Source organism: Levilactobacillus mulengensis (genome assembly GCF_003946045.1).
In the GTDB taxonomy this organism is placed as follows: domain Bacteria; phylum Bacillota; class Bacilli; order Lactobacillales; family Lactobacillaceae; genus Levilactobacillus; species Levilactobacillus mulengensis.
Genome location: NZ_RHNW01000004.1, coordinates 167,649 through 180,410 on the forward strand (window position 1 = coordinate 167,649; position 12,762 = coordinate 180,410).

9 protein-coding genes are annotated in these 12,762 nt (G+C 52.4%); 7 read left to right on the plus strand and 2 right to left on the minus strand.

Annotated features, from left to right (window positions below; translation table 11 throughout):
- Nucleotides 1–529: 529 nt before the first annotated feature.
- Nucleotides 530–799 carry a hypothetical protein gene (locus EKM84_RS06010; protein ID WP_125764715.1) on the minus strand — a complete coding sequence of 90 codons (270 nt, stop codon included), beginning with the start codon at nt 797–799 and terminating at the stop codon, nt 530–532.
- 202 nt (nt 800–1,001) lie between these two features.
- Entirely contained in the window at nt 1,002–1,952 is a 951-nt protein-coding gene (locus EKM84_RS06015; protein ID WP_125764717.1) for an aldo/keto reductase, read from the minus strand.
- Nucleotides 1,953–3,051: 1,099 nt separating this feature from the next.
- Here EKM84_RS06015 and EKM84_RS06020 point away from each other — a divergent pair.
- The 7 genes from EKM84_RS06020 (at nt 3,052) to EKM84_RS06050 (ending at nt 12,379) form a co-directional block, all read left to right on the plus strand.
- Nucleotides 3,052–3,810 carry an ABC transporter ATP-binding protein gene (locus EKM84_RS06020; RefSeq protein WP_125764719.1) on the plus strand — a complete coding sequence of 253 codons (759 nt, stop codon included), beginning with the start codon at nt 3,052–3,054 and terminating at the stop codon, nt 3,808–3,810.
- An 11-nt stretch (nt 3,811–3,821) separates the two neighbouring features.
- Entirely contained in the window at nt 3,822–5,636 is a 1,815-nt protein-coding gene (locus EKM84_RS06025) for an FtsX-like permease family protein (RefSeq protein ID WP_125764721.1), read from the plus strand.
- Nucleotides 5,637–5,672: 36 nt separating this feature from the next.
- Nucleotides 5,673–6,041, plus strand: a complete 369-nt coding sequence (locus tag EKM84_RS06030) for a GntR family transcriptional regulator (protein ID WP_125764723.1) — start codon at nt 5,673–5,675, stop codon at nt 6,039–6,041.
- A 199-nt stretch (nt 6,042–6,240) separates the two neighbouring features.
- On the plus strand, nt 6,241–6,645 hold the full coding sequence (locus tag EKM84_RS06035; RefSeq protein ID WP_125764725.1) for an iron-sulfur cluster biosynthesis family protein: 405 nt from the start codon (nt 6,241–6,243) through the stop codon (nt 6,643–6,645).
- A gap of 202 nt (nt 6,646–6,847) precedes the next feature.
- A complete protein-coding gene (locus tag EKM84_RS06040; protein WP_225418155.1) occupies nt 6,848–8,170 on the plus strand; it encodes a collagen binding domain-containing protein in 1,323 nt (440 codons plus the stop codon).
- A 176-nt stretch (nt 8,171–8,346) separates the two neighbouring features.
- Nucleotides 8,347–10,140, plus strand: coding sequence for a heavy metal translocating P-type ATPase (locus EKM84_RS06045; protein WP_125764729.1), 1,794 nt, complete (start codon nt 8,347–8,349; stop codon nt 10,138–10,140).
- 703 nt (nt 10,141–10,843) lie between these two features.
- Nucleotides 10,844–12,379: a multicopper oxidase family protein gene (locus tag EKM84_RS06050; protein WP_125764731.1), complete on the plus strand. Its 1,536-nt coding sequence runs from the start codon at nt 10,844–10,846 to the stop codon at nt 12,377–12,379.
- Nucleotides 12,380–12,762: the final 383 nt, after the last annotated feature.

A 12,762-nucleotide genomic window follows, 5' to 3' on the forward strand; every position in this document is an offset into this window, starting at 1 on the left:
GCTGGTCGTTTTACTTGCCTCCGGGCTGGTGAAAATGGGCCGGAACGCGGTGGGCGCCGCCTGAAGCCAAAGGGCGGTCTTCAGGCTTACTTTGAGCCGGAAAAACACGTCTCAAAGATAGCAGTTGCCTAAGCGGGAAACCCGCCAAGGCAACTCCCACGGCTGAGCCCATTTTCACCAGCCCTGCGGCTAACGGTAGATTTAATCGTTAATGTTCTGCTGTCGTTATGATTATCTGTGAACTAGTTTACACTTGAAAAGCCCGAGTTTAGAGTGGCTGATGAGTGATGACACTCTGCGTACATGGCAACTCAAAAGATGAAGAAATCATTTTTCGGTGAAACTGGCGTGCGCGGTGTCAGTGACCAGAGCTGGGGGCCATAGCAGCTAATCTTGAATTCGCCGCCGGGAACGGTACTAACACAACCAGTTTAACCCGTTGAAAGCAGGAATACTAGAGCAAAAGAGCCGGTCTGTCTGTGTCCAGGACAGTCCGGCTCTTTGTGTCGTCAGGGGTGAAACGGGAAATCTAAGCGTTGTGGGTTGACCCGACTTTGCGGTAAGCCAGGACTAACTGGATGATGGCTAGGACCACGTTGACCCAGTTGACTGCGGTGAACCAGCCGACCAGAACGGCCACGCTAGCAGCACCGTAGAATACCCAGAAGCCTAGGATGATCGCAATCACGTTGATCCAACCGAACCATTTCATCAACTCCTGGTTATCCGTTGCAAAGCAAGTCCAAACGCCGTTAACAACTAACCAAATAGCAAGAATCCAAAAAATAGTGGTAAACATGATTATAATCCCCTTTCCAAATCTTCGAGTGAGCACTTACTCGCCCTCAAGAACAACTTCAGTTTACCACCAATTTTTAAAATGACAACCCTTTTGGCCAAAAATTTTAAGCAATGAAAAAGGCGACGCTGAATCCCTTAGAGTACCAGGGATGGCGTCGTCTTTCTCAGTTGAAATTAATTTTTCGGTTTTAAAAATAAGTTTATGGCAGGTAGTTGCCGGCAGCAAAGTAGATGTCGTACCATTCCTGCTTCGTCAGGTTAACGTCGGCACCGGCCGCGCTATCCTTGATGTGGTCAGGGTTCATGGTTCCCAGCAAGACTTGAATGTTGGCTGGGTGCCGGAGAATCCAGGCCGTGGCGATACCGTTCTTGGAAATGCCATACTTGTCAGCGAGTTCTTGCAGCTTGGCGTTCAGTTCGGGGTACTTCGGATCGTTGATGAACATACCTTCGAACAGACCGTACTGGAAAGGTGACCAGGCTTGAATCGTGACGTGTTTGCGCCGTGAAAATTCAAGCAAACCGCCGTCGGTCACGGCTGGGGCGTCGTCCATGTTGACGCGCAACCCTTCCGTCACCATTTGGGCGTGAGCGGCACCAAATTGCAGTTGGTTGAACATCAGCTTCTGGTCAACGACTTCCTGGACCATCAGGTATTGTTGCACGTTGAAGTTAGAAACCCCAAAGTGACGAACTTTTCCTGCTCGTTGCAGGGTATTGAAGGCGTCCGCGATTTCTGCGGGGTCCATCAGTGGGTCTGGCCGGTGCAGCAGGAAGGCGTCCAGGTAATCCAACCCCATCCGTTCCAAAATGCCATCGACAGCATCCAACAAGTGTTGCTTGGAGAAGTCGTAACGTTGGCCAAAGACCAAGCCATCGTGGCTACGACTTTGATCCAGCACGATGCCACCCTTGGATTGGATGTAGAAATCATCGCGGGAAAGGCCGGACTTAGCCAGCGCTTCTTTGAAAATCTTTTCGGATTGACCGTCGCCATAAATATCGGCGGAGTCAATGTAGGTAATGCCAGCTTCGTGCGCAGCTTGTAAAGCTTTAACGGCATCGTCAACGGAAAGTGTCGACATGCGCATGATTCCCAGGGCAACGGCTGACGCTTGCCAGTCGGTCCCACCTAATTGCAGTTGTTTCATCGGAAAAACTCCTTTAATTGTAGAATAAAAGCTTACAGCTACTAGTGTACACGATTTTCGTCAAAAATTCGCGTGAGAGCCTTCCAGCACTTGGTTACGGGTGGACACTTGTCTTTGCTTTTCGCCTCCGGGCTGGTGAAAAATGGGCCGTGACGCTGTGGGCGCACGTCTGGAGCCGAAGGGCGGTCTCCAGACTTACTTTGAGCCGAAAAATCCGTCTCAAAGATAGCAGTTGCCTAAGCGGAGGACCCGCTAAGGCAACTCCCACGGCTTAGCCCATTTTCACCAGCCCTGCGGCTGAGACTTGTTCAGCCCGCAACTAGGTGCACGGCTCACGTCTATTTTTGTTTACGCCAGGTATTCGTGAGTGTTATTGGTCAATGTTGCTGGGGAGGTGGCTACTTTGCAAGGCGCCCTGCTGTGGAGTCGGTTCCAGCCAAAGGGCGGGCTTCCACCTCAACTTTGAGCCTGGGGTGCGGTCTCAAAGGTTGCCCCATGGTCTAAGCTGAGTGAGAAACCTCAGCTAAGACCATCGACACAGCTGGTCACCTTGGCGCGCCTCTGGTCACTCCCACGACCGACCCAGTTTTCCCAGCCCTGCGGCTAAGACTGATTTGGCCCGCAGCGCGTGTGTGCCAACTCTTGGGCTATTTCTTGATATGTAATGTGTTGTGAGCACCTATTTGTTGACTTGTTTCGGAAAATTTGAAAGGTTATGGAGAGTTGCTGGTAGTTTGGGGGATTAACTGACTGACAGTTGACTGAAGAGTATCCTCGCATTAAATTTTGTCGCGGTTGTGGACCAGCTTAGCCGGAGGAGGACAGGACGGAGCCAGCTGTGGCGACGGTGTTGGCTGGGGTTCTTTCCCAGCCTACAGCGTGGGACAATCTTTGAGACGTGAACTTCGGCTCAAAGTTGAGGTGGAAGCCTGCCTCATAGGCTGGAACCGGCCCCATAGCAGGCGGAGCTCCTGGCAGCCGCAGGCGACCTGGTCCCGACAACGGCAACATAAAATTTAATGTTGACAATTCCCCAAGAACCGTTATAGTTAATTACACAAGTAACTAACCAACAGACTAATGAGTGGGGGAATTTAACATGACAACAAACACAGTGGTCAGCGTCAGTGGCCTAGAAAAAACGTATGGTAAAGCAAACGAACGGCAGTACACCGCCTTGAAAGGCCTGAACTTCACCGTCGATTCCGGGGAATTCGTCGGCATCATGGGGGCGTCTGGGTCCGGGAAGACGACGCTGTTGAATATGCTGTCCACATTGGATACGCCAACCAAGGGGGATGTGGTGGTCAACGGCCATGACGTCACTAAGATGCGCGGTAACCAGCTCGCGGATTTTCGGGCGCAGGAAGTCGGCTTTATTTTCCAAGACTTCAACCTGCTGGAGAGCTTGACGGCCGAAGAAAATATTGGTCTGCCACTGGCCTTGAAGGGCACGCCATCCAAGGTGATGGATCAGGCGATTCACGAGGTGGCCGAGACGCTGTCGATTGCAGACTTATTGCAAAAGTATCCTGCCGAACTCTCCGGGGGCCAGAAGCAGCGGGTCGCCGCTGCCCGGGCCATCGTTCACCACCCCGCCATTTTAATGGGGGATGAACCGACCGGGGCGTTGGATTCGACCAGTGCCCGGGAACTGCTGGACCTGTTGACGACCATCAACGAACAACAAAAGATGTCCGTCCTCTTGGTCACGCATGATCCGTTCTCTGCCAGTTTCTGCCAACGCATCCTGTTCATCAAGGACGGGCAGATTGGCTCCGAGTTACGCCGCGGCGACCAGGACCGGAGCACCTTTTATCAGGGGATTTTGACCGAATTAGGCACGTTTAACGAGTAGGGGGACGCACGATGTTAGGAAAATTAGCTTTAGCCGGGATTAAGAACCGGCGGCGAGACTATCTGGTCTTGCTGGCGGGTCTGACTATGTCGGCCGCCATCTTTTACATGTTCGCCAATCTGGCAACGAACCAGGCCTTTCTGAAGGCCAACGCCGCCATTTCCTCTGCCAACGTGATTTTCGGCTTCGGGGCGGTCCTGTTGATTCTGATCACCGTGGTCTACATCATGTATGCCAACAGTTTCCTGCTGAGCATGCGGCAACACGATTACGGGCTGTTCATGATGCTCGGGGCCACGCGTAAACGGGTCGGCGAACTCGTCTTCCTGGAAACGTTGATTCTGGGAACCATTGCGACGGCGATTGGATTGGGCTTAGGATTATTGATGAGTAAATTCCTAGTGGGCTTCCTGCTAAATATGCTGGGGTTACACCTGAGCCATTTGACGGCAGTCTACGTCCCAGCCATCGTGGCCACGGGCGTACTCTACGTGGGGTTGTTCATTCTGGCGTCTCTGTTTAACCTGATCAAGCTGACGCGGACCACCGTGTTGAAATTGTTGCACAGCGATGAACTGGCCAACCAGCCGAAGGTCAAGCCGTTTCGACAAATGGTCCAGGGCGTGCTGGGAGTTGTCTTCCTGGCTGCCGGCTACTGGGCACTGGCGTCTATCAAGGCCCTTCAGTTGGCGGCGATTCCGATTGCGCTGGTCACGATTACGTTGGGGACCTACCTGTTGTTCCGAGCAACCATTTTAATGGTGATTCGGGCGTTGCGTCACACGGGTTGGGCCAAGAAACATTTGAACGGCTTCCTATTAGGACAATTAAACTTCCGGGTCCACAATTACACGCGAATGTTAACGATTGTCTCACTGCTCTTTGCCATGGCCTTGGGTGCGATTACCGTCGGCTCCGGGTATCACCGCCAATTGCCGATGATGGCCGAGAAGATTGGCACGTACACGGTTGCTGTGCATGACAAAAATGCCCGCGAGCAAAAGCTGATCGACCAGCTACACATCGCCCATCAGGCGACCTACACGCAAAAGCGTCAGGGCAAGACGGTGTATTACAACGCCAGTGAATTAGCGCAAACGCCAGTTGAACTGCGGGCGTACAGCAATTCCGGCAACATGAACGATCAGAAACTTTACACGGAATCCTTAAAAAAATTCAAGAAATCTGGCATCAGTGATTTAGACTTTCTCAGCTTAGCCTTGGGCAAGGTGGGGGCCTACTCACCGAAAATCTTGACGGCCAAGCAGTTCGCTAAACAATCCGGCAAGGTGGTCACGGTCACCACGGTGCGAGTCAAGAACCTGCAACAGGACCTGCCAGCGCTGAAGAAGCTGAACCAGCTGGAAACGGCGCGTTTCAGCCAACCGGGCACCATGACGGTCGGCAACTACCAGAACTATGAAATGATGTTAGCCTTCTTCGGGGGATTAGAGTTTATCGGCTACTTTCTGGGAATCGCCTTCCTGGCCATGCTGGCGTCCTGCCTGATGTTCAAGATTCTCTCGGGGGCCCCCGGCGACCAACGGCGTTACCGCATGCTGTACAAGGTAGGGGTGCGCCAAAGCTTGATGCGCCACGGCATTGCAAAAGAAATTGGGATTTTATTCCTGATTCCTGGTATCATGGGAGTAATCGATGTTTTGTTCGGGCTACAAATGTTTAAGCCACTGATGGCTGCGCCGATGAGTCCTTATCTGGGAATTGGCAGTACCTTCCTGATTTTTATCGGGCTATACGCCATTTACTACCTCATCACGCTGGCCCTGTACTGGCGCATCGTGTTGCCACAAGCACCGAACGACTAGTGACGAAATGCACGTCAAAAGAATGTGGGAAATTGTATGAATTTTAACTTTGATAGTCCGGAACCGATTTACCTGCAGGTGGCCGAGCAGATGGAAGACGCCATCTTTACCGGCATTTACCAGGCAGGTGAACAGGTCCCGTCGACGACTGAGATGTCCAAAGAATTTCATATCAATCCGGCGACTGCCTTGAAGGGCATGAACCGCCTAGTAACGGCGGGGATGATTGAAAAACGCCGGGGGCTGGGGATGTTCGTCACGCCGGCAGCCGAGAGCATGATCCGCGAAAAGCGCCGTGCAGAGTTCTCGGACCGCTACGTGGCGGGATTCACCAGTGAGGCCAAGAAGCTCAACCTGTCGGAAGACGAGTTGATTGCCATGGTCAAACGGAGTTATGAAAGTTAACGTCCTAACCGCAAAAGTCGTCAACCGCTGAATGAATCGGTGGTTGGCGACTTTTTTGGCTGGCGTCAGAATAAGCGCCTTGCCACTTTGACACTACCTATTTGTAAGCAAAGTCGTTTACTTTCAGGAGAAGTAGGCGTATAAATAATTGTGTGCAATATGATTGTGGCAATGAATCAGAGAAAAGAGGCAGCTGATAATGAAAATAACAATTAAAGATGCGGCAAAAGCTTATTTAGCTGACAACGTACAGCCCGAGACGGTGCTGCTGTTGACGTTGGATGATGGGTCCAACCAGTATTCTACGTTGGGCGGAAGCTGTGCCATTGGCGACAAGTTCCAGTTTGTTGCCCTGACCCAGCCGGACCCCAAGTACAGCATGCCTGTTGAAAATGACGCCGGCCTGAATCTGTGGACCAATGCCGATACGGAACTGTACCTGAACAACGGCCTGATTCTGGACCGGGTCTTCAACCAGCTTTCTCTGCGTGATGACACGGGCATCCTCGACAGTGCCGTTGGGATGATTACCTACACGGCCACAGAAAAATCCGACTTAGATTTGAAGAAAGAAATGCAAACGTTAGGCACCCGAATCTGCTAGGTGCCGGAGCGCTCTCGAGAGTTACTTTCGGGGGCGCTTTTTGCATGCAACCTATCATTTAGGACAACCTGGTCAGGGACTATTGCCAAGTGTCCGGTGAGGCGCGTATACTCAAACTACGTAAAAGTTATGGGAGGGGATTTTTTTTAGTAAAAACAGTAAAGTTTGGCGACTACTAATCGGACTGCTTAGTTTAGTCTTTGTGTTAGTTGTCAGCCAAGCTGCAACACCAGCCAAGGCGGCCACGCACAACGGGGCTGATTTCACCACCGCGGCTAGTGTCACGAACGGACCGGACTTTAAGCATGCCGATACGGTTGACGTTCAGTACAAATTGGATTTTGGCAGCACGCCAATACATAGTGGGGACACCATCACGCTGGACTTTCCTGATAATTTAAAGGGGAAAAATCCGGGAGATACCTTTGATGTGACGGATGAAACCGGCCAAGTCATCGGGACGGCTGTCGTGTCCGATAAAGGTGTGGTCATTACCATGAACGGCGCACTTGAGGGCAAGACGAATGCAAAATTAACGCTGAATATGGCCACCAAGTACCGTTACGATGATTCCGGCGAGAAGGACGTTGTTTTCCCATTGGAAAATAACGGTAGCAGTACCTCCCAGATCAACATCGTGGAGAACGACGCTAACATGTCCAAGAAGGGGGTCCTGCAAGACGACGGGACCATCAAGTGGACGATCTTAGTTGACCGGCGTGAGATCGAAATGAAGAACCTGGACATCAAAGACACAATTGGCGATAACCAAGAACTGATCAAGGGTGTCACCGTCAGCAATGCCCACTGGAACAGCAACACGAGCTATACCCGTGAAAAGCCAGCCATGACGGAAGGTACGGATTACGATGTAACCTATACCGACAAAGGGTTTGATTTGAAATTTAACGATACTGTAAATAACCTGGTCACGATTGATTACTACACCAAGGTAACCGACCCTTCACTGATTCATTCCGGCTATAAGTTCCGGAACAATGCCGTGATGAGTTGGGGTGGCGGCACTTCCGGTGGTAAGAACTCGGAAGAAGCTAACGGGAAAGTTTCCTCTTCTACCGGGAATAGCGGTTCCGGTGGCGGTGACGTCAACGAGACCGACGAAGAGGACCCGGACGAAGACACCGGGACCATCGATGTTGATGAAGGGACCGAAACGGACGAGGAAGAAGCCGCCCGCGAGGAAGAAGAACAGGAAGCAGAAGAAAAGGAAGAGGCAGCCAAGGAAGCTGCTAAAGCCAAGAAGAAAGCTGCCAAGAAAGCCGCTGCCAAGAAAGCGGCTGCTAAGAAGGCTGCCGCCGCCAAGGCTAAAGCCGCAGCTGCCAAACCGGCCGTATCCAAGGCAACCGCAACGCAGACGCCTGGGACCACGACGACCCTGCATCACACGAACGCCAACACCAAGTTACCGCAAACCAAGGACGCTAATGGCCGTGTTGCCAGCATCCTCGGGGCAACGGTCTTCTTGGCAACGCTGGGTAGTGCTGTGATTCGCCGGCATTTCTAAGTTAACTGAGTGATTGCTGTGAGACTTGCCGTTGGGTGGGCCTCACTTTTTTGTTGTGGTTAACGGTTGACTGTTCGGCTAGTTTAGCGGTCGAAAGACTGACTCGTCAAGTGTGGCAAAAGTCACAAGCTCTGCTATACTCGACCTATAAAGAAAACAATGGGGAGGGGAATTTTATGCAACAACTCCGTCAGTACAAACAATTTTGGTTTGTTATCATTCTAGGAGTCATTGCCTTATGGCTCCAATTTGTGAATCACCAAGCGGGTTATGCACAAATTCTGATTACCGGATTGGGTATTTTACTGGCTCTACTGATGTTTATTGAGATGGTTAAGACGTTGCGGTCAGGGAAATTTGGGGTGGACCTGCTCGCGATTACCGCGGTTGTTGCCACGTTAGCGGTTGGCGAATACTGGGCGGCATTGATTGTTCTGTTGATGCTGACCGGTGGTGACGCGCTGGAAGACTTTGCCGCGCGGCGGGCCAACAGTGAGTTGCAGGAACTCCTTAATAACTCGCCCCAGTCGGCGCATAAGGCGGATGGTGATACGATTACGGACGTTGCCATCCAGACGGTCGTCGTGGGTGACCGATTGCTGGTTAAACCTGGCGAGGTCATGCCCGTCGATGGCACGCTAGAGACCGGTCCAACCACGGTCAACGAGTCCTCACTGACCGGTGAAGCCCGGCCAATTGAGAAACAAGCCGGTGACACCGTCATGTCCGGGAGCGTCAACGGGGAGGCATCGGTCTACCTGATGGCCGACCAGACGGCCGATAACAGTCAGTACCAAAATATTGTGCGGCTGGTTAAGCAGGCCGAATCACAACCGGCCAAGTTTGTGCGGATGGCCGACCGTTACGCCGTGCCATTTACCCTGCTGGCTTACGTGATTGCGGGAATTGCCTGGTATCTGTCCGGCGATCCTGTCCGGTTGGCGGAAGTGTTGGTTGTGGCCTCACCGTGTCCCCTGATTCTGGCGGCGCCGATTGCCCTGATTTCGGGGATGAGCCGGGCCAGTCGAAATGGGATTATCGTTAAAACGGGGACCACATTGGAAAAATTGGCGCAGGTCAAGACGTTTGCGTTTGACAAGACCGGGACCATCACCCAAGGAAAATTGGTGGTCGATAAGGTCGTTCCGGTGACGGCTGTGCCAACTGAAACGCTCCTACAATTAGCAGCGAGTGCGGAACAACATTCTGGACACGTGCTGGCGCAATCCTTAGTGGCCGCGAACACCGAACCCCTGCTGGTGGCGACGGACGTGAAGGAAACCACGGCACAAGGGGTCGTGGCCACCATCAACGGCCAAGTTGTCCGGGCCGGGAAGGCGTCCTTTGTGACCGATGATCCGGTCAAGAAGCCGGACCAAACGGCGGTTTATGTCTCTGCCGCTGGGGTCTATCAGGGTTACGTGAGTTTCAGTGATCAGGTCCGGCCGGAAGCGGCCCAGACCATGACCGACCTGCATCATCTGGGCGTCGGCAACCTCCTCATGATTTCCGGGGACCGCGAACCGATTGCCAAACAGATTGCGGGTGAAGTCGGGATCGACCAAATTCACGCCGAATGTTTGCCAGCGGATAAGATTCAGGTGTTGGCGGACTTACCCGCGGAACACCGGCCAGTTGCCATGGTCGGTGACGGGATCAACGATGCGCCATCCTTAGCGACCGCCGATGTCGGTATCGCCATGGGGGCACACGGAGCCACCGCGGCCAGTGAATCCGCTGATGCGGTTGTCCTGAAGGATGACTTGACGCGGGTCAGCACGGCCCGGGCGATTGCCCACGATACCATGCGGGTCGCCAAACAAGCCGTGATGATTGGGATTATCATCTGTACGGTCCTGATGCTGATTGCCAGTTTCGGGGTCATTCCAGCCATCATTGGGGCGGTGTTCCAGGAAGTGGTGGATACGGTCACCATCCTCTACGCCCTTCGCGCCCGGACTGACCGGTAACGTTTGCTTCGCCTGCGGTGGTTTAAGCAGGCTAACCCAAGGGGACCGGCTGAAGCCAAAGAGCGGTCTTCAGCCTCATTTCCAAGCCTCATAAAAGGCATGAGTCTTGAAAATGTCCATGGTGTAAGGCCGAGGAAAACGCTCGGTCTAACGCCATTTTCATGGGTAAGCAGACTTAACCACCTCCGGCTAACGTTCCGGGTCAGTCGCTTGTTCCAGTTGTTGATTGGGGTGGTTGGAATTGAAATCTTAGAATCATCGACCTAACACCATCGACACGGGATTCCATAGGGACTCACCTCCGGCTACCGTTACCGTTCAGTCGTTTGTTCCAGTTGTCTGACTTGATGTAGCAATGTCCATGGTGTAAGGCCGAGAAAAACGCTCGGTCTAACGCCATTTTCATGGTTAAGCCTGCTTAACCACCTCCGGCTACCGTTACCGTTCAGCCGTCTGTTCCAGCTGTTCCAGTTGTGAAAAACTAGATAGCTGACGGGCTGTTCTTTTAGGAATCGCCTTTTACAAATAATTTAATAACACAAACGAAGCATCTAGACGGAACTGGTCTGGGTGCTTTTTCATTTGCTAACGGTTTCTCGGGGTGGAACGTGGCGTTCGTGAGTGGAGACTTTTTCTTCCTTCGTGAATGCGGTATCATTGAGACAGATACATTTGCTTAAATAATCGAAGAGGAGTCCGAAAAATGACAAAATCAATCCATACTGATTATTTCTTTGATGAAACAGCTTATAACACGCATGATGGGGGCTATGTTCCCTTAGAGGAACCCGATGTGCCGCAACAGCCACTGCGGGTGCCACCCCTTTTGAAGCCGGATAAGGAAACGCCGACGGATACTTACTACACGGTCGTTGCCCAGACCGGTGAAACGCAGTTATTGCCTGGTAAGAAGACCAAGACTTGGGGCTACAATGGCTCTTTGTTGGGGCAAACGATTGTTTTTGCCAAGGGCAAGACGATGCATATTGATTTGAAAAATGAATTGCCTGAACTGACCACGTTCCACTGGCACGGGTTGAACGTTCCAGGTCCTTACACCGATGGCGGTTGCCACGCCCCGGTTTATCCCGGGAAGACGCGCCACATTGATTTCAAGGTTGACCAACCGGCCGCCACGCTGTGGTTACACGCGCATCCGTGTCCATCAACGGCGGAACAAGTTTGGCACGGCCTGGCTGGTTTAGCGCTGGTCACGGATGAAACGGAAGCTAAGTTGCCGTTCCCACACAATTATGGGGTCGATGACATTCCGTTGGTTTTGCAAGACCGCCGTTTCCACGAAGATAACCAGTGGGATTACGAGGCCGACTACGATCCAGATGGGGTTCAAGGTCCGACGGCCATGATCAACGGGACCATCAATCCTTACTTTGATGTCACCACGCAACGGCTACGGTTACGGATTTTGGACGGGGCCAACCGGCGTGAATGGCGGTTACACTTTAGCGATGACCTGCCATTTACGCAAATCGCTTCCGATGGTGGCGTGATGCCAGAACCCGTTGAATTCACCCACTTGATGTTGACCTGTGCGGAACGGGCCGAAATTATTGTCGACTTTGGCAAGGTGACGCCGGGCCAAACTGTCACGCTGTACAGCGATGATGTGCCGTTGGTTCGTTTCCGGGTCCACGATTTTGAAACAGACGACACCCAGTTGCCAGACCACCTGGTTGATATTCCAAACCCAGACGTGACACCTGATACGCCAGTCCGCAAGGTTGTGATGTCCGGGATGGATGAAGCCGTCATGATGGACGGGAAGAAATTTGAAATGCAACGGATCGACGCCCGGCAAAAAGTCGGTAACGTTGAGCTCTGGGACATTACCAACACCAATGATATGGACGCCGGTATGGTTCACCCGTTCCACATGCATGGGACCCAGTTCCTAGTATTGTCACGGAACGGCCACGAACCTTATGCCAACGAACACGGCTTGAAGGATACGGTCGGCGTCAACCCAGGCGAAACGGTTCGAATCAAGGTTTGGTTCGAACACACCGGGGTCTACATGTACCACTGCCACATCATCGAACACGAAGACGGTGGCATGATGGCGCAAATTGAGGCTTACGACCCAGACCATCCACAGACGTACAAGCTGATGGATATGGACACGTTAATGAATGCGGTCGCAGAAGAACGCGGGATTGACGTGAAGGACTTGAAGCTGCCTGGGATGAGTTCTTATGAGAAAATGGGTATGAAGATGTAGAGAGTGCGGAACAGGGCGGTTAGGTCCTGAGCATTAGAGGAATAAGGTGTCCTGCTCGGCAAGGCCGAGTAGGGCACCTTATTTTTCTAAGCGCAGGGACCTGCCCTGTGTAGCACGTTTCGGATAAGAGTGCGTCGAAGGGCGGTTAGCTGGCGAGCATTAACGGCATTAAGTGAATGACCCCGGGCCTGGGTCGTTTGCTTAATGGTGTTAAGCGGAACCAGTTGCCCGATAGTAGCACGTTTCGGAGGACGCAGGTTTCCGGACAGATTGGCGAGAGCAAGGTTAACGGGTTCAGACAGTCTAGTCAGCAACAGGCAAATTACCGTAGTGAAATGGAATATCACCTAAATAATATTGAATACGAATGATACTTAGCGGAT